This is a genomic window from Pantoea sp. Acro-807, from assembly GCF_011752675.1.
Lineage (GTDB): Bacteria > Pseudomonadota > Gammaproteobacteria > Enterobacterales > Enterobacteriaceae > Pantoea > Pantoea eucrina.
This window is the reverse complement of the sequence record NZ_VWXE01000005.1, coordinates 76,384-103,342: the sequence shown is the minus strand read 5'-3', so window position 1 is coordinate 103,342 and position 26,959 is coordinate 76,384. Positions and strand designations below refer to the sequence as shown.

The following is a 26,959-nucleotide window of genomic DNA, read 5'->3' as shown; positions in this document are numbered from 1 at the left end:
CAGCAGCGCCCGCAGCGGGCGTTAACCCAAATCGATATTTTTCATGCCCCACCACCAGGTGAAGAGAAACCCGCCCGTCCAGGCGACCAGCAGACCGGCAAGATAGACCGCCATGCCGGCAAAAATGCCCTGTGCTGACGTCATCAGCGGCAGCGTCACCAGGCCGGAGGGGCCAAACACCGTATTCATCCCCACCGGCAGGCCGAGCCAGGCCACCAGACCGAAAAAGAAGCCGCCCAGTGCACCCCCGCAGCAGGCGGTGATAAAAGGCTTGAGGCGCGGTAGCGTGACCCCGTAAATCAGCGGTTCCCCCACGCCCAGCAGCCCCGGCACAATAGCTCCTTTGATCTGGCTGCGCAGCAGCGACGCTTTTCCGGCTTTGCACCACAGCGCCAGCGAGGCACCGACCTGCCCCGCTCCCGCCATAGCCAGTATGGGAAACAGCGAATTAAAGCCCTGCGTCTCCATCAGCGCGAAATAGACCGGAATAAAGCCCTGATGGATACCAAACATCACCGCAATTAAAAACAGCCCGGCCAGAATGGCACAGCCAAACGGATTGTTATTGAGGTGAATAAACAGCCACGACATTCCTTTAAACAGCTCCCCCCCCACCGGCATAATGAGCAGAAACGTCACGGCGCCGGTAATAAGCAGCGTCAGCAGCGAGGTGAGGATCATATCCAGGTTATCGGGAATGATTTTACGCAGCTGCTTCTCTGTCCAGGCACCAAATATCGCGGCCAGCAGCACGCCGATAATGTTGCCGCGCGGATCGATCGTCAGCCCGAAAAAGTTCTCCATCCCGCTGTAGTACCCGACGGTGGCTTCCGGGCTGTAGCCAAGCACAAACAGCGAGGCGATAATCGCGCCGTTGACGCCGGTGCCGCCAAACGCTTTCTGCGCGTTATAGCCAATCAGAATGCTGAGAAAGGTAAACAGTCCTTTGCCAAACACTTTCATGTAGGCCACGGTCGCCAGCAGCCACGGGGCGTGCTCACCCGGCTGATTAAGGTGAAACAGTTGCTCGGTCAGGGTGGCAAAACCGAGCAGCAGGCCAGCTCCGATAAATCCCGGAATAAGCGGCGTAAAGATGGTGGCAAAGCAGGCGAGAAAGCGGTGCAGCGCACTGCTCTGTTTCGATTTTAACTGCTGCTTTTGCGCCTGGGCGATCGCCTGCAGATCCTGCGCCGGCGTGCCGTCATTGAGCAATAGCTGCATCTTTTCCGCCGCGGTTTGCGCCTTGCCCGGCCCCAGAACAATCTGCAGCTGGGCGTCGCTGACAATCACGCCCAGTACGCCCGGCAGCTGTTTCAGCTGCGGGCTATCCGCCAGCGCAGCATTCACCAGCGTCAGGCGCAGGCGGGTCATGCAATTGCCGCACATCGCTACGTTACCCGGCCCGCCCACGGCCCGCAGAATATCGCGCAGCAGCGTTTCAGTGATTGCGGCCATCAGCGTACTCCTGAGTCACGTAATGCGGCGCGGATAAACCCGCGGTTCTGATCCAGCAGCGCGCGCGCCTCTTCCGCCGTCAGGCCCGCCAGCACCATGACGATAGCGGTTTTGCAGTGGCCGCCGCACGCCGTCAGCGCCTGCTGAGCCGTGGCGTCGTCGCATTCGGTGGCCTGCTTAACGATGTTTATCTGGCGCTGAACCAGTTTCTGATTGGTAGCTTCCACGTCCACCATCAGGTTGCCATACACCTTGCCGCTGCGGATCATCGCGCCAGTGCTCAGCATATTCAGCACCAGCTTCTGTGCCGTGCCCGCCTTCATGCGCGACGATCCGGTGACGATCTCCGGCCCCACAACCGGCGTCAGCGCGACATCAGCCGCCTGCGCCATCGCGCTGTCGGGATTGCAGGTCAGCGCGGCGGTAAACGCGCCCTGTTCGCGTGCGTAAGCGAGCGCGCCCAGCACATAGGGGGTGCGGCCGCTGGCCGCAATTCCGACCAGCACGTCCCGGGGGCTGAAACCGATATCCGCCAGATCCTGTGCGCCCTGTCCGGCGTTATCTTCCGCGTTCTCAACCGCCTGCAGGATCGCCGTATGCCCGCCGGCAATCAGCCCCACCACCTGACCGCGCGGCGTACCAAAAGTAGGCGGGCACTCACTGGCATCCAGGATACCGAGCCGGCCAGAGGTACCGGCGCCGCAGTAAATCAGTCGCCCGCCCTGGCTAAAGGCGTGCGCAATCGCCTCCGTAACCTGTGCGATCTGCGGCACAATCGCCTCTACCGCCAGCGCCACTTTTTTATCTTCGTCATTAATGACGCGCAGCATCGCTTCCGTGCTGAGCTCGTCAATATTCTGGCTGGCCGGATTGCGGCTCTCGGTGATCATCTTGTTGAGATCAAGGGTCATAATACGCTCCTACAAATGAATAATTTATTCTGAAAAATTTATATCACAAAGAATTGTTAATTCATGTGCAGCGGCGCAGAATTTTTTTATTTTTACTGCAGGCATAAAAAAACCCGCCAGCGGCGGGTTTTGTTCTGCTTAGTAGCGGATCAGGTGGCGCTTTGCATACGCAGCTGCAGCTCGTAGGCGGCGGCCTGCTTAGCATCAAACTGATTTTCCCAGCGTGCAATGACCAGCACAGCGAGCGCATTTCCCACCACGTTCAGCGCCGTACGCGCCATATCCATGATGCGGTCAACGCCTGCGATAAACGCCAGCCCTTCAAGCGGGATCCCCACACTGCCCAGCGTCGCCAGCAGCACCACGAAGGAGACGCCCGGAACACCGGCAATCCCTTTTGAGGTTACCATCAGCGTCAGCACCAGGATGATCTCATCGGTCAGCGACAGGTCAATGCCGTAAAGCTGGGCAATAAAGATGGCGGCAATACTCTGATAGAGCGTAGAGCCATCCAGGTTGAAGGAGTAGCCGGTAGGCACCACAAAGCTGGTGATCGCTTTCGGCGCACCATACGCCTCCATCTTCTGCATAATGCGTGGCAGCACCGTCTCTGAACTGGAGGTAGAGTAAGCCAGAATCAGCTCATCCTTCAGAATACGCATCAGGGTCGTAATACGCAGCTTGCAGAAGCGCGCGACCGCACCGAGCACGACAAAGGCGAAAAACAGGATGGCGGCATAAACCAGCAGTACCAGTTTCGCCAGCGGGTAGAGCGATGCAAAACCGAAGTTCGCAATGGTCACCGCAATCAGTGCAAATACGCCCACCGGCGCATACCGCATGATCATATGAGTCACTTTGAACATGGTTTCTGATACCGAGCGGAACAGGCCGACCAGCGGATCGCGATGTTCCGACGGCAGCGCCGACAGACCCAGGCCAAACAGCACTGAGAAGAAAATAATCGGCAACATATCGCCTTTGACCAGCGAGGCGAAGATGTTCTGCGGGATCAGTGACAGGATGGTACTAACCAGGCCATGAGGAGCGCCCTGAACCGCTTCGGTGGTAGCTTCATATTTAGAGATGTCCACCGTTGCCAGCGTTGACATATCAATGCCGCTGCCGGGTTGGAATACGTTAGCCAGCGTGATGCCGACCACAATGGCAATGGTGGTGATCACTTCAAAATAGATAATGGTTTTCACCCCGATACGCCCGAGTTTTTTCGCGTCCCCGACGCCGGCAATGCCAACAATCAGCGAGGAAATAACAATCGGCACCACAATCATCTTGATCAGATGAATGAAGATATCACCGGCAGGAGTAAGAATATTGGTGATTAACCATTCACGATCGTCTGGCTGATTATGCAGCACGGTTCCTGCGATAATGCCGAGGATCAGGGCAATCAGGATCTGCCAGGCGAGGGTGAGTTTAAAACCTTTCATAACGCGTTATTTCCTCAGTTAAAACCCCTTTGCTCTGCTGCGAAGGTGCAGGAGATGGTACACACAGGGAAGTGAGCAAAAGCCCGATAAAATAGAGGGTTATAATGGGCTGTATTCCGCTTTGTTCTGCCGGCGGTTTGCGCCAGCGCAAGGATACAGCCTGAGTTGATACCTGCTGAACAGCGGCCAGATAAGTACCATTTTCACTACGGTAAATGCAACCCCCGGCGCGATAGCTTAAATCGTGCGCAGCTCAGTAGCATAAAATGCTGCTGTTATCCTGTGGCTATAACCCGCTGTTATGAAAAGCGTTAATTCGATAATTTTCCGCATAGCTATTCAGATCTGACGATTTTATCGCCCGGCGCGTTTGCTTAACATTTAATCACAAAACCCTCTGTTGCCTGCTGACAGCCGCTTTCAGCACGCTGCTTTTTTGCCGCAAAAAGCGCCGTTTTTGCGCGCTTTAGCGCATGCCGGCAGGCCGTGATCCAGACTGCAAAACCGAAACAAAGCCCCTGCCCCCTCTTCAATTAACCTTTGATTGACATATGATTAACATCTTCAAGGAGGTCAGCCATGAGCCAAATTCACAAGCATCCTGTACCCGCTGCCATCGCAGCGAACGCCCTGATTAATGCCGACGAGTATGCGGCGCGCTATCAGCAGTCCGTGGACGATCCTGACGCCTTCTGGGGTGAGCAGGGAAAGATTCTCGACTGGATCACGCCTTACAGCACGGTGAAAAATACCTCGTTTGCGCCGGGCAATATCTCTATTCGCTGGTATGAAGATGGCACGCTGAATCTTGCGGCTAACTGCCTGGATCGCCATCTGGCGACGCGGGGCGATCGCCCGGCCATTATCTGGGAAGGGGATGACGCCAGTGAAAGTAAAACGCTGACTTTCCGGGAGCTGCACGCTGACGTCTGCCGCATGGCAAATGTATTAACGCAGCTTGAGATTAAAAAAGGCGACGTGGTGGCCATTTATATGCCGATGGTGCCGGAGGCCGCTGTCGCCATGCTGGCCTGCGCGCGTATTGGTGCCGTGCATTCAGTGATTTTTGGCGGCTTTTCGCCGGAAGCCGTGGCGGGACGCGTGGTCGACAGCAACGCGAAGCTGGTGATCACGGCGGATGAGGGTATCCGCGCCGGACGTGCCATTCCGCTGAAAAAGAATGTTGATGACGCGCTGGCAAATCCGCTGGTGACCAGCGTGAAGCAGGTAATCGTATTTAAGCGCACCGGAAAAACCACGGAGTGGCATGAGGGACGCGATCTCTGGTGGCACGATCTGGTCAGCCAGGCCAGCGCAGAGCACGAAGCGGTGGCGGTTGAAGCGGAACACCCGCTGTTTATTCTGTACACCTCCGGTTCGACCGGCAAGCCAAAAGGCGTATTGCATACCACCGGCGGCTATCTGGTCTATGCGGCCAGCACCTTTAAATATGTCTTTGATTACCATGACGACGACGTTTACTGGTGCACCGCAGACGTCGGCTGGATCACCGGTCACAGCTATCTGCTCTACGGGCCGCTGGCCTGTGGCGCAACCACGCTGATGTTTGAAGGGGTGCCCAACTGGCCGAAGCCGAGCCGGATGGCGGAAGTCGTCGACAAGCATAACGTTACCCTGCTCTACACGGCGCCCACCGCGATTCGCGCGCTGATGGCGGAAGGCGATCGGGCGATTGAAGGCACCCGACGCAGCAGCCTGCGCATCATGGGCTCCGTGGGTGAACCGATCAATCCGGAAGCCTGGGAGTGGTATTACAAAAAGATTGGCGACAGCCGCTGTCCCATCGTCGATACCTGGTGGCAGACTGAAACCGGCGGCTTTATGATCACGCCGCTGCCGGGCGCAACCGAGCTGAAAGCGGGCTCGGCCACCAAACCCTTCTTTGGCGTACAGCCGGCGCTGGTGGACAACGAAGGCAATCAGCTTGAGGGCGCAACCGAGGGTAACCTGGTTATTAATGACTCCTGGCCTGGTCAGGCGCGCACGCTGTTTGGCGATCATGAACGCTTTGAACAGACCTACTTCTCCACGTTTAAGCATCGCTACTTCAGCGGTGACGGCGCGCGGCGCGATGAAGATGGCTACTACTGGATCACCGGACGCGTGGATGATGTCCTGAACGTTTCCGGACATCGTCTGGGCACGGCAGAGATTGAGTCCGCGCTGGTTTCACATCCGAAAATTGCTGAAGCGGCCGTGGTCGGTATTCCGCACAGCATTAAAGGGCAGGCCATTTACGCCTATATCACCCTGAATCAGGGCGAAGAGCCGTCAGCGGAGCTGTATACGGAAGTGCGCAACTGGGTACGCAAAGAGATCGGCCCTATCGCCACGCCGGACGTGCTGCACTGGACCGACTCGCTGCCGAAAACCCGCTCCGGTAAAATTATGCGGCGTATTCTGCGCAAAATTGCAGCGGGCGATACCAGCAACTTTGGCGATACCTCTACGCTGGCCGATCCAGGTGTAGTAGAGAAATTACTGGAGGAGAAGCAGTCGATCGCCATGCCGTAATCGTTGCCCTTATCAGCGGAGAGCATCAGCCTGTCCCCGGCAGGCTTCTCTCCGTTAGTTCACCTTACGCCGTATGCTGTTCACCATCGCACAACCCTGATAACCAGAATATTCAATCCGTTAAATCACATTAATGTGAGATTTCCGTCTGCTTTGCCTCTGGAGAAACTGTGATGAATGACACCCTGAATCAACAGGAAGCCGTCTGGCAACAAATAGAAAATAACCCCCGTTTTCAGGAGCTGGTCCATAAGCGCCAGTCTTTTGCGCTGCTGCTGAGCATTATTATGCTGGTCCTGTATGTCGGGTTTATCCTGCTGATCGCGTTTGCGCCCGGCTGGCTCGGCACGCCGCTGCATGCCGGTACCAATGTGACGCGCGGTATTCCGATTGGCGTGGGCCTGATTGTGGTCTCTTTTCTGCTTACCGGCGTCTATGTCTGGCGCGCCAATGGCGAGTTTGATCGCCTGACTAAACAGATCGTCAGCGAGGTAAAATCATGAAGCGCGCGCTCCCGATTCTGCTGGCGCTGGCGCCAGCGGGCGTACTGGCGGCCGATGCGCTGACCGGCGACGTCCAGCAGCAGGCGACCAACTATGAAGCGATAATCATGTTTGTGGTGTTTGTCGCGTTCACGCTGGGTATTACCTGGTGGGCATCAAAGCGCACCCGCTCACGCAGCGACTACTACACCGCAGGCGGCAATATTACCGGCTTCCAGAATGGCCTGGCGATGGCGGGCGATTTTATGTCCGCCGCCTCATTTCTTGGTATTTCGGCGCTGGTCTATACCTCGGGCTATGACGGGCTGATCTATTCGCTCGGCTTTCTGGTCGGCTGGCCGATGATCCTGTTTCTGATCGCTGAGCGGCTGCGCAATCTCGGACGCTATACCTTTGCCGATGTGGCCTCCTACCGGCTGCAGCAGAAGCCGATCCGCACCCTCTCTGCCTGCGGTTCGCTGGTGGTGGTTGCGCTCTATCTGATTGCGCAGATGGTGGGGGCCGGCAAGCTTATCCAGCTGCTGTTCGGCCTTGATTATCATATCGCCGTGGTACTGGTTGGCATTCTGATGGTGCTCTATGTTCTGTTCGGCGGCATGCTCGCGACCACCTGGGTGCAGATCATCAAAGCGGTGCTGCTGCTGTTTGGTGCCAGCTTCATGGCGATTATGGTAATGAAAGCTACCGGTTTCAGCTTTAACACGCTGTTTACGGAGGCGATGGCGGTCCATCCTAAAGGCGCGGCGATTATGCAGCCCGGCGGACTGGTGAAAGATCCTATCTCCGCCCTGTCGCTGGGGCTGGGGCTGATGTTTGGTACAGCGGGACTGCCACACATTCTGATGCGCTTCTTTACCGTGGCGGATGCGCGCGAGGCGCGTAAAAGCGTGTTCTGGGCAACCGGCTTTATGGGTTACTTCTATTTCCTGACCTTTATTATCGGCTTTGGTGCGATTCTGCTGGTGGGTGCAAACCCGCTGTTTAAAGACGCCAGCGGCGCCCTGATTGGCGGCACCAATATGGCAGCGGTGCATCTATCGAATGCGGTAGGCGGCAGCCTGTTCCTCGGCTTTATCTCGGCGGTAGCTTTCGCCACGATTCTGGCCGTTGTCGCCGGGCTGACGCTGGCGGGCGCGTCGGCAGTGTCGCACGATCTCTACGCCAGCGTGATCCGCAAAGGTCAGGCAACGGAGCGTGAAGAGCTGCGCGTCTCTAAAATTACCGTGCTGGTGCTGGGTGTGGTTGCCATTGCGCTGGGGATCCTGTTTGAGAAGCAGAACATCGCCTTTATGGTCGGTCTGGCCTTCTCTATTGCAGCCAGCTGCAATTTCCCGATTATTTTGCTCTCCATGTACTGGTCGAAGCTCACCACACGCGGCGCGATGGTGGGCGGCTGGCTGGGACTGCTGACGGCGGTGGTGCTGATGATTCTGGGCCCTACCGTCTGGGTTCAGGTGCTGGGTCACGCTACCCCGGTCTATCCTTACGAGTACCCGGCGCTGTTCTCCATGCTGGTCGCTTTTGTCTGCACCTGGTTCTTTTCCATCACCGATCACTCCGCTCAGGGTGCACAGGAGCGCGCACGGTTCCGCGGACAGTTTATTCGTTCGCAAACCGGTATCGGTATTTCACAGGGGAAATCGCACTGATCGCAGCCGCACCGGGTTCGACACGGTCGCCATAAATGGCGTCATCGGATCCGGTGCGGGAATTGGCCAGGGCGTCATTAATGATGTCATCGGAACCGGGGCGGATATCAACCAGGGCGCCATTAATGGCGCCCCTGCGAGGTGATGTAGGGGGCGCATTTATGCGCCCCTGGTTTGCAGCGGCAGATCAGAAGCGGAGTGAGGCACCTACGTATGGGCCATCTACCAGCACGTTATCTTTGCGGCTGCCTTTATTGTTCAGCTCGATATACTGGTAGCCCACGCGCAGGTTCAGCAGTGAAACTGGCGTAAAGCTCAGGCCGCCTGACGCTTCCTGATAGCTGTCCAGACGATCGGAAAACGCCTCTGGCGCATAGTAATATTCACCATACAGGCCCCACATGCTGTTGAAGCTGTACTGTGCACCTGCACCCACGGCGATGGTGAAGCCATCACGGCCATCTTCCGGGTGCGTAAACAGCGCTTTTGCCGTCGGCGCGACGCGCAGATCGCCAACATCGATGTTATAGCCCAGACCTGCACCGTAGGTGCTGCCGTCATGGTCGCTGCGCAGCCAGTTACCTTTCAGAAACAGACCCGGAGAGGTAGTACCGAGGCCAAGGTTCAGGTTGGTGCTGTGCTCACCCACGTCAACACTGCCCTCAATCGCCTGTACGCTACCGCTCAGCAGTGCAAGGCCCAAAACGCTTCCGGTAACAAGTTGCTTGATCATGCTAATCCACTCCATGAAGTAAAAAATAAGTCGGCGCAAAGAGTAGTTAGCATAGTCGTCAGACACAACTTTTATTGGAAACCTTTACGTAAAATTAAATTACAATGGGAACGATTTATCGATAAACGTGTCACGCGTGCCACAGCAGATGGCTCAGAAGCGGCGCCAGCAGAACCGTGACGACGCCCGAAAGCATCATCACCAGGCTGGATACCACCCCCTCCTGCTGACCAATCTGATAGGCGCGCGCAGTTCCGGCACCGTGAGAGGCAGCACCCAACCCGGCGCCTTTCGCCACCCCCTGTTTTATCGCGATGCGCAGAAAAAGAATATCCCCTGCCGCCATGCCAAACACGCCTGTGATCACCACAAACAGCGCGACCAGATCGGGCTGTCCGCCCATCGGACCGGCGGCGGCCAGCGCAAATGGCGTGGTGATTGAACGCACGGCCAGACTACGCTGAATACTCTCCGGCAGCGCCAGTAATCGCGCCAGCCAGACTGAGCTACACACGGCAACCGTGGTAGCGCACAGAACCCCCGCACTCAGCGACAGCCAGTGACGCCGGATGAGCGCCATGTTTTCATACACCGGCACGGCAAACGCCAGCGTGGCGGGTCCCAGCAGCCAGAGCAGCCAGTGACTCTCCGCAATATAGTTTTGCCAGCTGACATGCGTAATCAGCAGCAGCCCGACCAGTATCAGCGGCGTCAGCACCAGCGGCATCAGCATCAGCCGCCGCCAGCGCCGGTAGAGACGCTTGTTGAGGTAATAGACCAGCAGGGTGAGTGCCAGACAGAGCAGACTGATGATGGCGTTACTCATTGATATCCTGCCTGCGTGCCGCACGCGCCATTTCAAACCGGTAGAGGCGATCAACCACCAGCGATGTGACCGCCAGCACCAGCAGCGTGCTGATCGCAATCACGATAAAAATACGCCATCCCTCACTGCGCAGCAGATCGCTGTAATTGACCACCGCCACCACCGCCGGAATAAAAAACAGCAGCATTTCAGCCAGCAGCCAGTTTGCCCCGGCCCGGACCCAGCCCAGCGGCAATACGCGCAAAACAATCAATAACAGCAGCATAACCATGCCGAGTACATTTGCCGGTAGCGGCAGGTGCAGCCAGCGCACCAGAAGATCGCAGACGCTGAATAGCCCGATATAAAGCAGCAGCTGCAGCGGCAGTATCAGATGTTGTAACAGACGGGGGCGCGGATTAATGGCGGCAGCCATGGCGATCTCCGGTAAGGAATGTGAGAAACGCAGTATAAATCTGCCGCTAACCGTGAAAGAAATGAATTAAAATCATCCGGACTATGCCATTAAGGAATGATCATGGATATACGTGCCCTGCGCTACTTTGTCGCCGTAGTACAGCAGCAGAGCTTTACCCGTGCAGCAGAGCAGCTTTATGTTACGCAGCCCACCATCAGCAAAATGGTGCGCCAGCTGGAAGAGGAGCTGGGGTGCGCGCTGCTGCGGCGGGAGGGACGCCGTCTGCATCTCACCGACAGCGGTCAGGCGGTCTACCAGCGCGGTCTCGCGATCCTGCAGGAGTTTCATCAGTTGGAGGCGCAGATTGGTGATATCAATCAGCTGAAAACCGGTGAGCTGCGCCTGGGTATTCCGCCGATGGTGGGCATGCAGATTGCCGGCTCAATTTCAGCATTTCAGCGCCGCTATCCCGGCGTGCAGCTGCATATTGCAGAATCAGGCGGGCTGACCGCACAGCAGGCGGTGCTGAGCGGCGCGCTGGATATTGCGCTTACCGCCCTGCCGGTTGAGCCCGATTTACCGCTTAACACGCTGGAGCTGATGCGCCATCCGCTCTGCGTGCTGGTGTCGCGCAGCGCGGCCTGGCACGCCCGCCCGCATCTGACGCTGACAGAACTGGCGCAGCATCCGCTGCTGATCCTGAATGAAGAGTTTGCCCTTAACCGCCAGCTGATGCAGGCATTTCAGCGTGAAGGCGTAACGCCTCAGATTGCGCTGCGCAGCGGTCAGTGGGATTTTCTGGCTGCGATGGTGCAGGCGGGGATGGGCGTAGCCGTACTGCCGGAACCTATCTGTCAGCGGCTGGATCCGCAGTCGCTGGCGTGGCTGCCGCTGGCATCTGCGCTGGAGTGGCGTATCGGGTTGATCTGGCGTGAAGGGAGCTATCTGTCGCGCAGTGCGGAAGCCTGGATCAGCTGCTGTCGCACACACTGGCCGGATGATGCGCCGCGTCTGCAGGTGTGAGACGCGGCGGCATGCAAAGGAGGTTACTCCTCTTTCTCGATCAGTAGCGCTTCCAGCAGATCGAGATCGCGCAGCAGGCGCTGCATCGTTTCATTGGAAATCTGCTGCGTTGCGCGCAGGTGATACACTTCAGCACGCTCGGCGCGCAGCGCGGTCAGACGGAAACGACGCTCCAGGTTCTCAGCAAACAGTGCCTGATCCACGTCATCCTTGCCATCCACGCGGCGGCGCAGGTTGCCAATCACCCGCAGGCTGACCTCTTTAAGCAGCTCCGGATCGATATTCTCTTCGGTATCACTCTCCAGCCGCTGCTCCATCTTATGCAGGCTTTCAATCGCCACACCCGCCATCGCGGCTCGCGCATGCTGCAGTTCATGACGGTGGCCTGCTTTATCATGGCTGTCGATACCGCGCAGCAGGAGAGGCAGCAGGATAACGCCAACAAACAGCGAGAAGAGGATCACGCCGGTGGCGATGAATACCAGTTCATAACGCGCCGGGAAGGGCTCGCCATTACTGAGAAACAGCGGAATAGAGAGCACGCCCGCCAGCGTAATCGCACCGCGTACGCCCGCAAAAGAGGCAATCAGCAGCTCGCGCAGCGAGTAGTTTGAGAATTCCAGCGGTTTTTTCTTCAGCAGGCGCATGCTGGCGCGCTTCATGATCCAGAGCCAGCCAAAACGCACAATCATCAGCGCCGCATACACCAGCGCGACATCGGTAAACAGCATCCACAGCTCGACGTTGGGATCGGCATTCGCCTGCTCAACGGACGTCGCAAGGATATCCGGCAGCTGCAGGCCGAGCATCAGGAACACCATGCCGTTGAACACAAACTCCAGCATCTGCCAGACGCTGTTTGCGCGCAGGCGCATCGCCAGCGGCGCCTGACGGATGATGCCGGAGCGCGTGATGGTCATCCCGGCCGCGACGGCGGCAAGGATACCGGAGACGCCGAGATGTTCAGCAATCAGGTAGGAGGCAAACGGCAGCAGCAGCAGCAGCACGGTCTGCGTCGCCGGATCGTCTCCGCTCCAGCGGCTCAGCAGGCGCAGCGAGCGGCCATAGAGCCAGCAAACGGCCACGCCGGCAATCAGTCCGCCAATGGCCACTTTAAGAAACTCCACGCTGGCGCCGCCCCAGGTAAAGACCATGGTGCCCATCGCCACGGCGACCGCAAATTTCAGCGATACCAGGCCAGAGGCGTCGTTCATCAGCGCCTCACCCTGCACAATCGACATGATTTTCTTTGGGATGCGCCCTTCGCCAACGATACCCGACAGCGCCACGGCGTCGGTCGGTGACAGCACGGCTGCCAGTGCAAAAGCCGGGATCAGCGGAATACCCGGCACCAGCCAGTAGATCAGGTAGCCGATACCGACCACGGTGATGAGCACCAGTACCAGCGCCAGCCCGAGGATCTCGCGACCGTGGCTCAGAAACTCATTGATAGGCGTCTTCCAGCCGTCAGCAAACAGCAGCGGCGGGATAAACAGCACCAGAAAGAGTTCCGGATCGAAATCGACATGCAGGCCAAACGTGGGCCAGGCAAGTAAGGCACCCGCTGCGATCTGCACCAGCGGCAGCGGAATTTGAAACGGCAGGATTCTTGCCGCGACGCCGGAGAGTGACACCACCAGCGTCATAATGAGAATAGTAAAAAAGATTTCCATGCTTTCCTTAGGCGAATCGAAATGGTTAAAAGCGAGGGTCGTTACGCTAAAAAGTGTAAAACAAAACGCCGCACATAGGGGGACCCGATGTGCGGCGCTGGCAAAGTCAGGGGATTATCTGAAAATTACTGGAACCTGTGGTCAGATAGCCCAGCCTGCCGCATAAAAGGTGACCAGTGCAACAGCGATCGCTACCGTCCCCACGTTGAGTTTGCGCCACTCCCCGGCAAACAGACGGCCAATCACCAGCGAGGCGAAGCCCAGCATAATGCCGGTCACGATGTTACAGGTCAGCACAATAAACACCGCGGTCAGCAGGCCTGACATGGCATCTACAAAATCGCTGAAATCAATTTTTGCCACGTTGCTCAGCATCAGTAGCCCGACATACATCAGCGCCGGCGCGGTCGCATAGGCCGGCACCAGACCGGCAAGCGGCGACATGAACAGCATCAGCAGAAACAGTACGCCTACGACGATAGCGGTTAAGCCGGTTTTGCCACCCGCTGCCGTACCGGCTGCTGATTCAATATAGACTGCTGCCGGAGACGCACCGACCAGGCCGGCAAACAGGCTGCTGAGGGAGTCGCTGGTCAGCGCCCGGCCGCCATTGAGGATCTGCCCTTCTTTATCCAGCAGATTGGCCTGCCCGGCAACCGCACGAATGGTGCCGGTCGCATCGAATACCGCTGTCATAACCAGCGCCAGAACGCTGGGCAGTACGGCTGGCTGCAGCGCGCCTGCGATATCCAGACTGAACATCGCTGACTGACCGCTGGCATCCTTCAGGCTTGGCATCGCAAACAGCCCCTGCCAGGTCACCGCCGGATCAAACACAAGCCCAATCAGTGAGATAGCCAGTATAGTCAGCAGGATGCCGCCAGGTACGCGGCGTTTTTCCAGGCCAAAGATTGCCGCCAGACCCACCAGCGACATGATGACCGGAAACGCGGTAAAATCGCCCAGCGCCACCGGCAAGCCTGCGGCCGGGTTTTTTACCACCAGGCCAATACCGTCTGCTGCAATCAGCAGTAAAAACAGGCCGATACCAACCCCGGTACCGTGCGCCACGCCCATCGGCAGATTGCGTAAGATCCAGGCGCGGATACCGGTTACCGAGATAAACGTAAACAGTAATCCCATCAGGAATACGGCGCCCAGCGCGACCGGTACGCTGATGTGCTGCCCAAGGACCAGGCTGAATGCAGTGAAGGCGGTCAGCGAGATAGCACAGCCGATAGCCAGCGGCAGATTGGCCCAGAGTCCCATCAGCAGGGAGCCAAACCCGGCGACCAGGCAGGTGGCAACAAATACCGCCGTAGGGGAAAAGCCCGCTTTACCAAGCATGCCCGGTACCACAATAACCGAGTAGACCATGGCCAGGAAGGTGGTAAGCCCCGCCAGCACTTCCTGCCGCACGTTGCTGCCGCGTGCTGAAATGTGGAACCAGGCGTCCAGTTTTCCACTGGCCGGGCGTGAGTCGCCAGACATAATTATTCCTCTGCATATTTTAGATGTAAGTCGCCGCACAGCTGCCGCTTACGCATCACCCTGGTGGGGATTTCTCAAAGAGAAAAGAGGCGCAAACGATTACGCAGCTATGTACTTCCCGTCAAAGAGGGGGAGATAAAATGGCAGGCGATTATCTGGCGTTTGGGGTAACGTTTTCAACTGTTAATCGTCACCGGACTGGAGAAAGCACGCCTGCGGTGACGGCGGACCAATTCGGGGCGCATTAATGCGCCCCCTACGATTACCGGATTCCGGGCCGGCGTCAGTCGCTGAATTTAATCGGGCCGCCCTGCTTCAGCGCCCGCTGCCAGGCGGCGCGCTGCTGCATCTCTTCCAGCCAGCGGGTGGTGGCAGGCAGATCGTGCAGGCCGCCGCGCATCTGAAGCGCCAGCAGCGGAAAACTCATCTGAACATCAGCGATGCTGAAACGCGAACCGGCAAAAAACGCATGCTGACTTAAATGCTGTTCAATCACGCGGGTATGCAACGCCAGCTGCTTATTCAGCCAGGCTTTCTCCATTCCTTTACGCATGGCGCCACCGATCGGGCGCAGCAGCCAGGGAACCGGTTTTTTGCTTAGCTGCGCAAAAACCAGCTTGATGATCAGCAGCGGCATCAGCGATCCCTCGGCATAATGCAGCCAGTAGCGTCCCTGAATCTGTTCATCTTCATTGCTCAGCGTCAGCTGCTGCTCGCTGTCATACTTCAGCTGCAGATACTCCAGAATGGCGCCGGATTCAGCAATAACGCGGTTGCCATCGGCTATTACCGGTGATTTCCCCAGCGGATGCACCTTTTTCAGCTCATCGGGTGCCAGCATCGTATTTTCCCGCTGATAACGTTTGATCTGATACGGCACCGCCAGCTCTTCCAGCAGCCATAACACACGATGCGAACGGGAGTTTTCCAGATGATGAACGGTGATCATGTACAGCTCCTTGCTGATAAAGGTATCGCACCAGTATAGCGGATTAACGCCCCTGCTCATCCTGCTCCGGGTCAAGCAGCACGGCGCCTGAACCCTGCTGCGCCAGCCGGTCGCCGGGGTTGCGTAACGGACAGTCGCGCATCGACAAACAGCCACAGCCAATACATCCGTCCAGATCGTTCCGCAGCCGCGTCAGCGTCTCAATGCGTTTATCCAGCTCCTCACGCCAGTGCTGCGTCAGTGCATCCCACTCCTGCGTCGACATCCGTTTATTCGCCGGGACATGCATCAGGCTCTCACTCACCGTCGCCAGCGGAATACCGATACGCTGCGCAATTTTAATAATCGCCACGCGGCGCAGTACATCACGGCTGTAGCGTCGCTGATTGCCATTATTACGGGTGCTGGAGATCAATCCTTTGGTTTCATAAAAGTGCAGTGCCGAGACCGCTACGCCGCTACGTTTTGCCACTTCTCCTGGCGTCAGCACCGGCTTTGGATAGTTACGCTCTTTTTTTACCATCAGCCTTTACCTCAAGTTAACTTGAGGAACTATACTCGCTCACCATCAAAAGTACGAATTTCTCACCGGGTAATACCCCTTCAGAAGGATGAGGCTATGATGCAACAGGAAATCATTCATTCACTGACTAACTGGATCGATCAGAATCTGGATAAAGCACTGTCGATTGATGATGTGGCAGCAAAATCGGGTTACTCAAAATGGCACCTGCAGCGTATGTTCCGTACCGTGACGAAACAGACGCTGGGTGGCTATATTCGTGAACGGCGTCTGACGATGGCGGCAGAAGCGCTGCTGCAGACGCAGCGACCGGTTTTTGATATCGCTATGCAGTATGGTTACGATTCGCAGCAAACCTTTTCGCGCGTGTTCCGCCGGCAGTTTTCGCAGACGCCTACGGCCTATCGTCACGCCATGCGTCGTCAGGCGATTGCGCAACGGCCTCGCCTGCTTAGCTTTGACTGCAGCGACAATATGAACAGCTTCGCCCAGCGCACCACCGGTGAATGCTGCCCTGTCCGGTAATCAGCGCGCCTGCTTCAGGCGCTCTCTTCCAGCTTTAGCCGCGCGTCCCAGCCCGCCTTCGCGGGTACAAAATTTGTTCAAAAATTCAAATCCGCTGATATAATGTGATCCAAATCACACTCAATCCGACGTGAGAGCGTTTCCTGACGCGCTCTTTGCCGTCAGTGATGTCCGGTTAATGTCAGGGATATCACTGATTCGAAGAGGTTTTGCGTTAATGGCTACGTTAACAACCAGTTTACTGGTAATGCGCTGGGGTATTCTGAGCGCCGTTCTGATGTTTCTCGCCAGCTCAATGAAAATAAAACTGCTGCAAAAGAGCCATCCGGTTATGGCGCTGCTGTGTGGCGGTCTGGGCGTGGGGATGTCGTGCTGGTTTGTGACCGGACTGCTGGGTATTACGCTGAGCATGGAGAACGTGCACAACTTTATGCAGATTGGCAAACAGGCTTTTATCGATGTGATGAGTCAGGCGCCGACTGAGTGGCCAATTCCCTGAATAGTATGCATAAAAAACCCCGCGCTGCGGGGTTCTTTATATTGCTGTGCGATCAAATTTTCTTCAACACGGCGGGAATACCGACTTCCGCAACCGAAACGCCCGGTCTCTTCGTACCGCGACGATCCTGAATCCACATATCACCCATCATCTGGTCCAGCCCGCGGTCCAGACCCGTTACCAGTCCGGCACCCGGCGTGAAGGTCAGCTCACCAAAGTAGATCTCTTCACCGTGGATATACCAGTCAACGCGGACATAGTCGAAATCGCTGGCCAGCGTCTTGCTCAGCGCCAGCGCCTTCTGCAGCTGCGGCAGAATAGGCTCAACATCCAGACCGGTATCGCGGATCTTATGATACGCCTCGTTCAGATTGTTGACGTAAAAGTTCATCGACAACAGCGGGTTGCAGCGGTTGTAGATCACCTGCAGCACATATTCAAAACTGCCATCGCGCTTATTGAACATGTGAAATTTGTAGTCAATCGGCGCACTTTTGCCATCGCCAATGTACTGCTCTACCAGAATCCGCGGCTTGATGTAGCGATAGTGGATCTCACGCGCTTCATTAGCGAAGTCCGTTTTCAGCCAGCGATGACAGTCGCTGATGATCTGCTGCTTCTTCAGCGCATCCGGCTCTTCCAGCAGGATCTCAACCATGTTGGAACCATGGTTAGGCTTGATCACAGTATTCTTCCACTGCGACAGCGTGTGAAGCGAATGCGGATCGCTGGTCTCGTAAACCAGCGGGATCAGATACTCACTGCCTACCTTCTCAGCAATGTATTCGCGTACTGAATACTTGTCCGACAGGCGACCATAGATTTGATAGTCGCCATACACAAATTTGCGATACAGCACCTTCTCGTTAAACACCTTTGGCTCGCGCAGATTAGGCAGCTTACGGAATTTACGGAAGTAGTAGATGCGATCCTGCGTAGCCCAGGGCATCTTCTTGATAAAATACTGAACGCTTCTTCTGAGTTCTTCTTTCAACCTGAGCATATCTGACCTCATTTGTAGGTTTTGTAGTTGAGTGAGGAAACCTGAATTTTTTGAATGACGCCGTTTTTAAAGAAGTAATTCATTACGGTAAGGGAGAGCAGCTCAGTGATGAAGACGCTCCAGGCGGCACCCATAATGCCGTACCCCTGGATCAGCCACCATGAGAGCGGCAGGCTGATAACCATCAGGCAGAGGATCTTCTTCAGCAGATAGTTAAACCCGCCCTCTTTGACCATGTAGCGGTAAGCTACGGTCCCCATTGCCGAAAAGCAGGTTGCTAACGACAGTAACGTAACGAGACTTCCCGATTGTGTGTACTCGTGACCATATAACGCGATGATGATCTTCTCGCCAAACATGGCGATCACCGCCAATAACAGCAATGAAACTCCCATGACATAGCCGTTCAGCCGCGCGGTGAGTTTGATTGCGGCTGCTCCACGCTCACGGAAAATTTCCGAAAAGCAGGAAGTGATGATGGCAACCGGGATAAAAATCCAGGAAGCCGAAATGGTGTTAGCCGCGGCGAACAGGCCCAGATCGCGGGCGGAAGCGATACCGGCCAGAAACATCTGCGCCGCTTTTACCTGCACGGAGATAAAAATGCTGGAGATAGCGAGCGGCAGACCGGCATACATCAGGTAGCGCAGATAGGTAGTGCGTTTCTGCTGCGGCGGCGCAATGTCCTGATGCTCACGGTAAAAATTGATGCGCTTGATGAGATAAGGCACCAGCGTTACCGCCACGATGGATATGGTCAGCCACAGCGGATTGAGATGCAGCCACGCGATGGTAAAGCTCAGCGCGAAGCCAAGCAGCAGTCCCACTGAGTTAGCCAGCGTATTGAGCCGCGACGCGAGACGCGCATTGTTGTAGACGCTAAAAGTGTCCTGCGTTACAAATACCGAGGAGATAAATGAGGCCAGTGCAAATGCGAGAAAATTCTCCTGCATGTTGTACCAGACCCAAATCAAGACCGGAATGGAGGTCAGCAGCAGCAGCGCGAGGCGCATGGTGCGCGCCACGGCCATCAGACGCAGACCTTTAGGCGCACTTTTGCTGATGCGCTTAAACAGGATGGTTTCGGTACCGAAAATCGCCACGGTCTGCACCATGGAGAATAGCGAAGCTGAAAATGCCATCTGGCCAAATATGGTCGGGCCAAACGATTTTGCCACATAGGAGGTGACAAAGATGACGCCGAACACCGAGACGACTTTTTCAGACATCATCCAGACGGCATTAGACATTACGCTCAATTTCATTGACTGGTCCTTAGTATTACTTACAGCAACTGCCTTGCGGTAAAACGTCCTTGAAATGAATTAACAAGCGCTCAGTGGGCCTGACAAAAATTAATAACTTCAAACCAGGCTGGTCCGAAAAATGAGACTCGCGTCAGGATTTAGAAGAGAAATTCAGGAAAATTCTGATTAAATCTGGTGCGAATTTCAGCGGATGTAAACGATTTCAACCCGAATTCGAGACAAAAGTTTACTGGCACGCCCTCTCTTTTTTGCAAGAAAGCTGTACCGAATATCCAATGTTTGTCGTATTTTTCTGCATTTGGGATGGAATGAATCTATATCAAAAAGCCAATGCCAGGAAGATGTTCATTGGCATTCATAATAAAATAAGATTTATCCCATGATGATATTTATTCTAAATATCTTAATTTATCCCTCGCAATTCAAATCGCGCACTTTAATACTGCATTAATACCGTTTTTGCAGTACCAGATATTAATACAGTAATTCTCATCCACTAATTGATAAGAAAGGTAAGAGCATTTATGAGAAAGTCACGATATAGCGAAGAGCAAATCACAAATGCCATTAAAGCTTCTGAAACAGGAGTAAAAGTCAGGGAGATTTGTGAAGAGCTCGGCATTTCAGAGGCTACCTTCTACAGCTGGAAGAAGAAATTTTCAGGCCTTTCTTCTGAAGAAGGAAGAAAGATCAAGGAGTTAGAGGACAAACTACAGAACCTTACCCGCGAACTGCAAACGCTGAGTTCCGATAAAGAGATGCTGCAGAGCGTGCTCAAAAACTTCTTTACCACCAATGAAAAGCGTCAGGCAGTCAACTTTTTGCAGACAACCTTTGATATTGGAACCCGCCGCAGCTGTCGTTTGCTCGACATCAGCCGCAGCGTTTACCACTATCCGTCAGGATCAGAAAATCGCTAATAGTTGTAAGGCCGCTGTTATTTGACTAAATGCTGAGATTTGTTCTTACCAGAAGAGATGAAGATCATTTAATCCGGCGTTCACAATATAACAATTCGCACCTCTTTTTCCTGATGAGTAATGGCAGGAAAATGCTTCTTTTTTTGCGGTAAAATTGATTCACACCAGCAAAAGTCTTGTAGTTTAAGCCATTTAGACGTTGCCCAATCTCATTGCGGTGAGATTGGCGCTTCGTTTATTGCATTAATGCCACTGTTGCTGGCCTTAAATCACAGTTGTTTTTAGTTAGCACAACTGAACATCTCCTCCGGCTGCACCACTTTTCCCCTCTCATTTATCCTGGCCCTGACGGTTGCGCTTAAAAATCGGCGCGTCGCGTGGGATAAACAATTTATGATTTAATTTCTCCAGGAATTTTCCCGCCCAAAAACGTAATGAGCTTTAAACTATGTAAGATAAAAAGCGATATGATCGATAAATAACATTCGGTTATTTGTCGCTGGTTTTAATATTTTTATGCGGAATGTGACCGGGATCATTCTTAACCGCAGCGCTCTCGCTTGATACCTGAATGGTTTTTCTTACCATTAAACAGGGCCATTCTCTGATTAAAACCGGGGGCAGCAGAGCGGTTCCAGCCAATTTTTATTCTCATTTCGTCTCATCAATATGCAACTGCTGCTCTGTTTTGCATAAAAAACAGACGTCCTGACACATTTATCATCGGGGTAAGCACGCCATAGCAGCCGGGCTTTATGTCAAAAGGTGATTAAAAGACAACCTGTCTGCCTGCTCAGGAGCATATAGCAGCGGATGTGCAGGCGATAAGGCGGGTAAATCAGGCAAAAGCGGGTGGGCTAAATTCTTAAAAACGCCGGTATAACACTACAAATCAACGCCGGTTGGACATCGCTGGCCGTGGTCACAGAATGAGGAGGCATGAACGCCAGCAACCTCAGCAAAAGCTGTTAGCGACATAATACGCAGAGCACAACCGGCACGCCTCTGGCTGTAAAAAGCGCGTCACTGCTGGCGAGCTATATCGCAGCGTAAACCTGCCGGGCTGACGCTACGGCACTTCTGTTTTCGTCAGGCTGTCCGTTGCCTCTCAATCTCAGTCAGTAACTTCTGGACTAACCCTGCAGCAAAACGCTGTCGGCTAACAAGCTCATCTTCGTCTTCATCGTTCTCGCTATGGAAACGTGCATAGGCAACGGGGGACCAAACCACCGACAAGTCTCAGAGTTTCTCTCAAATTTCCAAAGGCGCTTAACAGTGTAAGCAGCGTCCTCTCGCATGCCAGTGTGACATTTTGATCGTATCCAGCCGCTGTACGAGGTTTCAATTCCGTTGCCATAAAGACTCCAATCGTTCTCTGATATGTTGCGCCAGTTCCTTGTTACGGCCCCGACCATCTAATAAGTCCAGATACAGAATGTAAGGACTGGCGAAAAAGGCAGGCTGATCCGAGCGCATATATCGATAAAGCAAGCTCGCAGGTTCGCGCTCGATGAGCGTAACGTTTGCCCCTTTACTCACTGGCTTCAGGCCTAATCTATCAGCCATCTTATCCGCATAGCCCCTGGGCACAATGATTTCTGCTCCCTCAGTACTGGTCAGCAGTGGAGCATAAACATTCGCTGCAGCAGCACCCGTAAATGCCCACGGATAATCCACTTTCTGACGGTCTATCTCTTCCGCCAGGTGAGCCAGCAGATGCTCGGGCGTTTCGACAAAGGTGTACCACTTTGACCTTTTTTCTTTACGCCCCTGCCACTGCTCAGACCAGGCGTCTAAAAGCTTATCAGGGTGAGTGAGCATTCTGCGCTTGCCCGGTCCTCTACCAGTAGACTCCACCCATTCACGCAGCGTCAGCTCCTGCAGGACGAGAGAGCAGGTGTATGGAGATGTTTCGGCTTTTTCGGCCAGTTCTGCACCGGTTAACCACTTATGACTATTCATCAGAAGCGCATGTATTACACTTTCCCGAGCCTCAGTGAAAAGCTCAATGCCATGAGTGTTCTTTTTGGTACGGTGGGAAGGCTTTTCGATGTTAATGAGCCAGCCTTCATGCTTCAGATAAAGGCTGCCCCCCAGCTCGAATGAGGCGATATTTTGATTCCTGAGCTCCTGTTTAGCCCCGGGACTCAACTCACCTGCAGCAAGCAGTCCAATCGCTTCGTGACAATCACTGGTTTCATCTATGCCTCTGCGAAGCTGGTAGACAGCATTTCTCAGGTCTCTTGGGTAGACCTTTTTTTTGACGTCGACGAATACCTGCAGGGTTTTACCAGGAGTCTTGATCACAATCTTGCCATCAAGTTCAACTCCAGCTTCGGGAAGCTCGTGTGAGGCATTCAGTACAGAAGCTTCGGAGCCGAAGGCTTCAGCAATAGCTTCCCTCAGTGCATCCAGCATCTGTTGTTCGAATTCTGAATAATGTGCGTAATGGCTCATAACATTCGTTTCCAGCCCGTTATTAGCTGTGCAAAAATAAAGCTAGCTTAGCTAATATTAGTCATAATTGCATCATTAGCTGCGCAGCTAATAATTATTCTAAGGCTAATATTGCTCTTTCCTGCTTTACATCAGCTGACGCGTTCATACAGATAAAATATGCCACTCTTTTTTCTCCTGGCTGTCATGCAGGATCTTTGGATCAAAAAACGGATATGAATTGATATTTGATGAGTGCCGAAAGTACAAAATAAAAAGCCCCTGTATTAACAGGGGCTTGCGCATATATTTTAAAAGGTGACTTATCAGTCAGCTTCAGAACGGGATATCGTCGTCGAAATCCATTGGCGGTTCGTTGTTCGCCGGTGCGCTCTGCTGCTGTGGACGCTGCTGCGCGCCGCCGCTGAACTGATTGCCGCCCTGAGACTGCTGCGGCTGCTGTGGCTGACCCCAGCCGTTGTTATTTCCGCCGCCGCTCTGGCCGCCCATCGGTGCGCCACCTGCATTCGCACCGCCCTGCTGACGTCCGCCCAGCATCTGCATGGTGCCGCCTACGTTGACAACAACCTCGGTGGTATATTTTTCCTGACCGCTCTGATCCTGCCACTTGCGCGTACGCAGCTGACCTTCAATATAGACCTGTGAGCCTTTACGCAGATATTCGCCGGCAACTTCAGCCAGTTTGCCAAACAGCACAACGCGGTGCCATTCGGTGTTCTCTTTGTTTTCACCGGTCTGCTTGTCACGCCAGCTTTCAGACGTGGCCAGCGTGAAGTTGGCTACAGCGCCACCGTTTGGCATGAAACGCACTTCCGGATCCTGACCCAGATTCCCGACAAGAATCACTTTGTTTACGCCACGACTGGCCATGTTGCTCTCTCCCGATGAGTTGATGCTATAAGTCTAAACGACAAAGTTTAACACGTCCTGATCTATGATGGATACTTTGGAGCGTGCTTCCAGTTTTGCGTCTCTAGTGTACCAAAGGATAAAACTACTGGATATTTATTCAGGTTATTTTTTGTGCCATAATGATGCGTTTCTATCCGTTATGCTTTGCTGGCATAGCGGGTGTAGTTCAATCCGGGAAAGGTGAATGGATAAGATCGAAGTCCGCGGTGCTCGCACCCACAATCTGAAAAATATTAACCTGATCATTCCACGCGATAAGCTGATCGTTGTCACCGGTCTCTCAGGTTCCGGGAAGTCATCGCTGGCGTTTGATACGCTCTATGCCGAAGGTCAGCGGCGCTATGTAGAGTCCCTCTCTGCTTACGCGCGCCAGTTTCTCTCGCTGATGGAGAAGCCGGATGTCGATCACATCGAAGGCCTGTCGCCCGCCATTTCCATTGAGCAGAAATCGACTTCGCATAACCCGCGCTCGACGGTGGGTACTATTACTGAAATCCACGACTACCTGCGCCTGCTGTTTGCCCGCGTGGGTGAGCCACGCTGTCCCGATCACGACGTCGCGCTTGCGGCGCAGACCGTAAGCCAGATGGTGGATCAGGTGCTGGCGCAGGAAGAGGGTCGCCGCCTGATGCTGCTGGCACCGGTGGTGAAAGATCGCAAAGGTGAGCACACCAAAACGCTGGAAAACCTGGCGGCGCAGGGTTACATCCGTGCCCGCATCGATGGCGAAGTGTGCGATCTCTCCGATCCGCCGAAACTTGAGCTGCAGAAAAAGCACACTATTGAAGTCGTCATCGATCGTTTTCGCGTGCGCGACGATCTCGCCACGCGTCTGGCGGAGTCGTTTGAAACCACGCTTGAACTCAGCGGCGGCACCGCGATCGTGGCGGACATGGACGATCCTGACAGCGAAGAGATGCTCTTCTCCGCCAACTTCGCCTGCCCGATCTGCGGCTACAGCATGCGTGAGCTGGAACCGCGCCTGTTTTCGTTCAACAACCCGGCCGGCGCCTGTCCAACCTGTGACGGCCTTGGCGTGCAGCAATACTTCGATTCCGATCGCGTGGTGCAGAACCCTGAGCTGTCGCTGGCGGGCGGTGCGATTCGCGGCTGGGATCGCCGCAACTTCTACTATTTCCAGATGCTGCGCTCGCTCGCTGAGCATCTCGATTTTGACGTAGAGGCGCCGTTCAGCAGCCTGAGCGACAAAGCGCGTCAGGTGATCCTGTATGGCTCGGGCAAAGAGAATATTGAATTCAAATATATCAACGATCGCGGTGACACTTCCGTGCGGCGTCATCCGTTTGAAGGGGTGCTGCATAATATGGAGCGCCGCTATAAAGAGACGGAGTCCAATGCGGTGCGCGAAGAGCTGGCGAAGTTTATCAGCAACCGCGCCTGCACCAGCTGTCACGGTACCCGCCTGCGCCGCGAAGCGCGCCACGTGTTTGTTGAAGATACTAACCTGCCTACCATCTCTGAAATGAGTATTGGTCATGCGATGGAGTTTTTCACCAACCTTAAACTGAGCGGCCAGCGCGCAAAAATTGCTGAGAAAGTCCTGAAAGAGATCGGCGATAGGCTGAGTTTCCTGGTCAACGTCGGCCTGAACTATCTCTCCATGTCACGTTCGGCTGAAACGCTCTCCGGCGGCGAGGCGCAGCGTATTCGTCTGGCCAGCCAGATTGGCGCGGGCCTGGTTGGCGTCATGTACGTTCTTGATGAGCCCTCTATCGGGTTACACCAGCGCGATAACGAACGCCTGCTCTCGACCCTGATCCACCTGCGCGATCTCGGCAATACCGTGATTGTGGTAGAGCATGACGAAGACGCGATCAGAGCGGCTGACCATATCATCGATATCGGTCCGGGCGCGGGCGTGCACGGCGGACAGATAGTGGCTGAAGGTGATGTACACGCCATTATGGCGCATGAAGAGTCGCTGACCGGCCAGTTCCTGAGCGGCAAGCGCGAAATCGCAGTGCCGGCCGAGCGGGTGAAAGGCGATCCGGCTAAAGTGCTGAAGCTCACCGGCGCGCGCGGCAATAACCTGAAGGATGTGACGCTGACGCTGCCGGTTGGCCTGTTTACCTGCATCACCGGCGTCTCCGGCTCCGGGAAATCAACGCTTATCAACGATACGCTTTTCCCGATCGCGCAGCAGCAGCTTAACGGTGCAACCAGCGGTGAAGCGGCACCTTATCGTGAGATCGCCGGCCTTGAACACTTCGATAAAGTGATCGACATCGATCAAAGCCCGATCGGGCGTACGCCACGATCTAACCCGGCGACCTATACCGGCATTTTTACGCCGGTGCGTGAACTCTTTGCCGGTGTGCCGGAGTCGCGCTCGCGCGGCTACAATCCGGGCCGCTTCAGCTTTAACGTGCGCGGCGGACGCTGTGAAGCGTGCCAGGGCGATGGCGTGATCAAAGTGGAAATGCACTTCCTGCCCGACATCTATGTGCCGTGCGATCAGTGTAAAGGCAAGCGCTATAACCGCGAAACGCTGGAGATCAAGTACAAAGGCAAAAGCATTCACGAAGTGCTGGAGATGACGATTGAAGAAGCGCGCGACTTCTTTGAAGCGGTCCCGGCGCTGGCACGCAAGCTGCAGACGCTGATGGATGTCGGCCTCTCCTATATCCGTCTCGGCCAGTCCGCCACCACGCTCTCCGGTGGTGAGGCGCAGCGCGTCAAGCTGGCGCGTGAGCTGTCGAAGCGCGGTACCGGACAGACGCTCTATATTCTGGATGAGCCGACCACCGGCCTGCACTTTGCCGATATTGCGCAGCTGCTGGAAGTCCTGCATCAGCTGCGTAATCAGGGCAATACCATTGTGGTGATTGAGCATAATCTGGATGTGATTAAAACCGCAGACTGGATCGTGGATCTGGGTCCCGAAGGCGGCAGCGGCGGCGGTGAGATCCTGGTCGCCGGTACGCCGGAAACCGTGGCAGAGTGTGAAAAGTCACATACCGCACGCTTCCTGAAACCGATGCTGAAGAAGTAAGCCTTTTCTGTCTGCGCCTTTACCATTATCAGGCCGCCCTCCGGGGCGGCTTTTTATTTGCCGGTTATTCAGACGTGCCTGATTACGCAACAAAATGCAGAAACAGGCAAGAATCAGACAACTTCAGGCATGGTCGCATCCAGGCGAGCTGACTACGCTTATAGCGGTCTGCTTGCAACGCTGCCTCAGCGTTGCGGCCTTTCGAACTCCGTAAGGCGTTTGCATACCCTACTCACGACACAT

General features: G+C 55.0%; 22 protein-coding genes. 8 read left to right on the top strand and 14 right to left on the bottom strand.

Features of this window, described 5'->3' with window-relative positions; all coding sequences use genetic code 11:
- Positions 1-21 precede the first annotated feature (21 nt).
- The 3 genes from murP to gltP all read right to left on the bottom strand — a co-directional run bounded on the left by murP (position 22) and on the right by gltP (position 3,817).
- Positions 22-1,455, bottom strand: a complete 1,434-nt coding sequence (murP, locus tag F3J39_RS13200; protein WP_166714298.1) for a PTS N-acetylmuramic acid transporter subunit IIBC — start codon at positions 1,453-1,455, stop codon at positions 22-24.
- Positions 1,455-2,366, bottom strand: coding sequence for an N-acetylmuramic acid 6-phosphate etherase (murQ, locus tag F3J39_RS13195; protein ID WP_094111310.1), 912 nt, complete (start codon positions 2,364-2,366; stop codon positions 1,455-1,457). Before murQ ends, murP begins: the two co-directional genes overlap by 1 nt.
- Positions 2,367-2,515: 149 nt before the next feature.
- Entirely contained in the window at positions 2,516-3,817 is a 1,302-nt protein-coding gene (gene gltP, locus F3J39_RS13190; protein WP_071668440.1) for a glutamate/aspartate:proton symporter GltP, read from the bottom strand.
- A gap of 579 nt (positions 3,818-4,396) precedes the next feature.
- On the opposite strand from gltP, the gene acs reads away from it, so the two are divergent.
- The 3 genes from acs (at position 4,397) to F3J39_RS13175 (ending at position 8,504) form a co-directional block, all read left to right on the top strand.
- Positions 4,397-6,352 (top strand): acetate--CoA ligase, encoded by a 1,956-nt coding sequence (gene acs, locus F3J39_RS13185; RefSeq protein ID WP_071668441.1) that lies wholly within the window; start codon positions 4,397-4,399, stop codon positions 6,350-6,352.
- 173 nt (positions 6,353-6,525) lie between these two features.
- A complete protein-coding gene (locus F3J39_RS13180; RefSeq protein WP_094111309.1) occupies positions 6,526-6,855 on the top strand; it encodes a DUF485 domain-containing protein in 330 nt (109 codons plus the stop codon).
- Complete coding sequence (locus F3J39_RS13175; protein ID WP_094111308.1) at positions 6,852-8,504, top strand: cation acetate symporter; 1,653 nt, start codon at positions 6,852-6,854, stop codon at positions 8,502-8,504. Before F3J39_RS13180 ends, F3J39_RS13175 begins: the two co-directional genes overlap by 4 nt.
- A gap of 187 nt (positions 8,505-8,691) precedes the next feature.
- On the opposite strand, the gene F3J39_RS13170 is transcribed toward F3J39_RS13175, so the two are convergent.
- The 3 genes from F3J39_RS13170 to F3J39_RS13160 all read right to left on the bottom strand — a co-directional run bounded on the left by F3J39_RS13170 (position 8,692) and on the right by F3J39_RS13160 (position 10,478).
- Positions 8,692-9,237 (bottom strand): YfaZ family outer membrane protein, encoded by a 546-nt coding sequence (locus F3J39_RS13170; RefSeq protein WP_039382044.1) that lies wholly within the window; start codon positions 9,235-9,237, stop codon positions 8,692-8,694.
- A gap of 130 nt (positions 9,238-9,367) precedes the next feature.
- The gene (locus F3J39_RS13165) at positions 9,368-10,063 is read right to left on the bottom strand and encodes an LrgB family protein (RefSeq protein ID WP_071668443.1); all 696 of its coding nucleotides are present in this window, start codon (positions 10,061-10,063) and stop codon (positions 9,368-9,370) included.
- Positions 10,056-10,478 carry a CidA/LrgA family protein gene (locus F3J39_RS13160; RefSeq protein WP_104085611.1) on the bottom strand — a complete coding sequence of 141 codons (423 nt, stop codon included), beginning with the start codon at positions 10,476-10,478 and terminating at the stop codon, positions 10,056-10,058. Before F3J39_RS13160 ends, F3J39_RS13165 begins: the two co-directional genes overlap by 8 nt.
- Before the next feature lie 102 nt (positions 10,479-10,580).
- Between F3J39_RS13160 and F3J39_RS13155 the strand changes: the two genes are divergently transcribed.
- Entirely contained in the window at positions 10,581-11,483 is a 903-nt protein-coding gene (locus F3J39_RS13155; RefSeq protein WP_071668445.1) for a LysR family transcriptional regulator, read from the top strand.
- A gap of 23 nt (positions 11,484-11,506) precedes the next feature.
- Here F3J39_RS13155 and F3J39_RS13150 read toward each other — a convergent pair whose 3' ends face one another.
- The 4 genes from F3J39_RS13150 to soxR form a co-directional block, all read right to left on the bottom strand.
- Complete coding sequence (locus F3J39_RS13150) at positions 11,507-13,156, bottom strand: Na+/H+ antiporter (protein WP_039382034.1); 1,650 nt, start codon at positions 13,154-13,156, stop codon at positions 11,507-11,509.
- A 141-nt stretch (positions 13,157-13,297) separates the two neighbouring features.
- Positions 13,298-14,647, bottom strand: a complete 1,350-nt coding sequence (locus F3J39_RS13145; RefSeq protein WP_094111306.1) for an NCS2 family permease — start codon at positions 14,645-14,647, stop codon at positions 13,298-13,300.
- 283 nt (positions 14,648-14,930) lie between these two features.
- Positions 14,931-15,596, bottom strand: coding sequence for a glutathione S-transferase (locus F3J39_RS13140; protein WP_104085639.1), 666 nt, complete (start codon positions 15,594-15,596; stop codon positions 14,931-14,933).
- Between the two features lie 43 nt (positions 15,597-15,639).
- Positions 15,640-16,119, bottom strand: coding sequence for a redox-sensitive transcriptional activator SoxR (gene soxR, locus F3J39_RS13135; protein WP_039382028.1), 480 nt, complete (start codon positions 16,117-16,119; stop codon positions 15,640-15,642).
- Positions 16,120-16,215: 96 nt separating this feature from the next.
- Between soxR and soxS the strand changes: the two genes are divergently transcribed.
- Both soxS and F3J39_RS13125 read left to right on the top strand, forming a co-directional pair.
- The gene (soxS, locus tag F3J39_RS13130; protein WP_039382026.1) at positions 16,216-16,644 is read left to right on the top strand and encodes a superoxide response transcriptional regulator SoxS; all 429 of its coding nucleotides are present in this window, start codon (positions 16,216-16,218) and stop codon (positions 16,642-16,644) included.
- Positions 16,645-16,861: 217 nt separating this feature from the next.
- The gene (locus F3J39_RS13125; RefSeq protein ID WP_104085612.1) at positions 16,862-17,143 is read left to right on the top strand and encodes a YjcB family protein; all 282 of its coding nucleotides are present in this window, start codon (positions 16,862-16,864) and stop codon (positions 17,141-17,143) included.
- 52 nt (positions 17,144-17,195) lie between these two features.
- On the opposite strand, the gene F3J39_RS13120 is transcribed toward F3J39_RS13125, so the two are convergent.
- Together F3J39_RS13120 and F3J39_RS13115 are read right to left on the bottom strand one after the other, a co-directional pair.
- Positions 17,196-18,146: an ATP-grasp fold amidoligase family protein gene (locus F3J39_RS13120; protein WP_039382021.1), complete on the bottom strand. Its 951-nt coding sequence runs from the start codon at positions 18,144-18,146 to the stop codon at positions 17,196-17,198.
- An 8-nt stretch (positions 18,147-18,154) separates the two neighbouring features.
- Positions 18,155-19,411: a polysaccharide biosynthesis C-terminal domain-containing protein gene (locus tag F3J39_RS13115; protein ID WP_104085613.1), complete on the bottom strand. Its 1,257-nt coding sequence runs from the start codon at positions 19,409-19,411 to the stop codon at positions 18,155-18,157.
- A 527-nt stretch (positions 19,412-19,938) separates the two neighbouring features.
- On the opposite strand from F3J39_RS13115, the gene F3J39_RS13110 reads away from it, so the two are divergent.
- A complete protein-coding gene (locus F3J39_RS13110) occupies positions 19,939-20,334 on the top strand; it encodes a transposase (RefSeq protein ID WP_039382017.1) in 396 nt (131 codons plus the stop codon).
- Between the two features lie 1,341 nt (positions 20,335-21,675).
- On the opposite strand, the gene F3J39_RS13105 is transcribed toward F3J39_RS13110, so the two are convergent.
- Both F3J39_RS13105 and ssb1 read right to left on the bottom strand, forming a co-directional pair.
- Entirely contained in the window at positions 21,676-22,791 is a 1,116-nt protein-coding gene (locus F3J39_RS13105; RefSeq protein WP_166714297.1) for a type IV toxin-antitoxin system AbiEi family antitoxin, read from the bottom strand.
- A gap of 315 nt (positions 22,792-23,106) precedes the next feature.
- A complete protein-coding gene (gene ssb1, locus F3J39_RS13100) occupies positions 23,107-23,661 on the bottom strand; it encodes a single-stranded DNA-binding protein SSB1 (protein ID WP_166714296.1) in 555 nt (184 codons plus the stop codon).
- Positions 23,662-23,887: 226 nt separating this feature from the next.
- Here ssb1 and uvrA point away from each other — a divergent pair, with 226 nt between their 5' ends.
- On the top strand, positions 23,888-26,716 hold the full coding sequence (gene uvrA, locus F3J39_RS13095; protein WP_039382007.1) for an excinuclease ABC subunit UvrA: 2,829 nt from the start codon (positions 23,888-23,890) through the stop codon (positions 26,714-26,716).
- Positions 26,717-26,959: the final 243 nt, after the last annotated feature.

Excerpts from the sequence above, each read along its gene's own strand:
- gltP (WP_071668440.1), bottom strand. The coding sequence starts at position 3,817 with ATGAAAGGTTTTAAACTCACCCTCGCCTGGCAGATCCTGATTGCCCTG.
- murQ (WP_094111310.1), bottom strand. The coding sequence starts at position 2,366 with ATGACCCTTGATCTCAACAAGATGATCACCGAGAGCCGCAATCCGGCC.
- F3J39_RS13160 (WP_104085611.1), bottom strand. The coding sequence starts at position 10,478 with ATGGCTGCCGCCATTAATCCGCGCCCCCGTCTGTTACAACATCTGATA.
- ssb1 (WP_166714296.1), bottom strand. The coding sequence starts at position 23,661 with ATGGCCAGTCGTGGCGTAAACAAAGTGATTCTTGTCGGGAATCTGGGT.
- F3J39_RS13120 (WP_039382021.1), bottom strand. The coding sequence starts at position 18,146 with ATGCTCAGGTTGAAAGAAGAACTCAGAAGAAGCGTTCAGTATTTTATC.
- F3J39_RS13170 (WP_039382044.1), bottom strand. The coding sequence starts at position 9,237 with ATGATCAAGCAACTTGTTACCGGAAGCGTTTTGGGCCTTGCACTGCTG.
- uvrA (WP_039382007.1), top strand. The coding sequence starts at position 23,888 with ATGGATAAGATCGAAGTCCGCGGTGCTCGCACCCACAATCTGAAAAAT.
- F3J39_RS13175 (WP_094111308.1), top strand. The coding sequence starts at position 6,852 with ATGAAGCGCGCGCTCCCGATTCTGCTGGCGCTGGCGCCAGCGGGCGTA.
- soxR (WP_039382028.1), bottom strand. The coding sequence starts at position 16,119 with ATGGTAAAAAAAGAGCGTAACTATCCAAAGCCGGTGCTGACGCCAGGA.
- F3J39_RS13140 (WP_104085639.1), bottom strand. The coding sequence starts at position 15,596 with ATGATCACCGTTCATCATCTGGAAAACTCCCGTTCGCATCGTGTGTTA.
- F3J39_RS13180 (WP_094111309.1), top strand. The coding sequence starts at position 6,526 with ATGAATGACACCCTGAATCAACAGGAAGCCGTCTGGCAACAAATAGAA.
- F3J39_RS13165 (WP_071668443.1), bottom strand. The coding sequence starts at position 10,063 with ATGAGTAACGCCATCATCAGTCTGCTCTGTCTGGCACTCACCCTGCTG.
- F3J39_RS13110 (WP_039382017.1), top strand. The coding sequence starts at position 19,939 with ATGAGAAAGTCACGATATAGCGAAGAGCAAATCACAAATGCCATTAAA.
- soxS (WP_039382026.1), top strand. The coding sequence starts at position 16,216 with ATGATGCAACAGGAAATCATTCATTCACTGACTAACTGGATCGATCAG.
- F3J39_RS13150 (WP_039382034.1), bottom strand. The coding sequence starts at position 13,156 with ATGGAAATCTTTTTTACTATTCTCATTATGACGCTGGTGGTGTCACTC.
- F3J39_RS13155 (WP_071668445.1), top strand. The coding sequence starts at position 10,581 with ATGGATATACGTGCCCTGCGCTACTTTGTCGCCGTAGTACAGCAGCAG.
- F3J39_RS13125 (WP_104085612.1), top strand. The coding sequence starts at position 16,862 with ATGGCTACGTTAACAACCAGTTTACTGGTAATGCGCTGGGGTATTCTG.
- murP (WP_166714298.1), bottom strand. The coding sequence starts at position 1,455 with ATGGCCGCAATCACTGAAACGCTGCTGCGCGATATTCTGCGGGCCGTG.
- F3J39_RS13145 (WP_094111306.1), bottom strand. The coding sequence starts at position 14,647 with ATGTCTGGCGACTCACGCCCGGCCAGTGGAAAACTGGACGCCTGGTTC.
- F3J39_RS13115 (WP_104085613.1), bottom strand. The coding sequence starts at position 19,411 with ATGAAATTGAGCGTAATGTCTAATGCCGTCTGGATGATGTCTGAAAAA.
- F3J39_RS13105 (WP_166714297.1), bottom strand. The coding sequence starts at position 22,791 with ATGAGCCATTACGCACATTATTCAGAATTCGAACAACAGATGCTGGAT.
- acs (WP_071668441.1), top strand. The coding sequence starts at position 4,397 with ATGAGCCAAATTCACAAGCATCCTGTACCCGCTGCCATCGCAGCGAAC.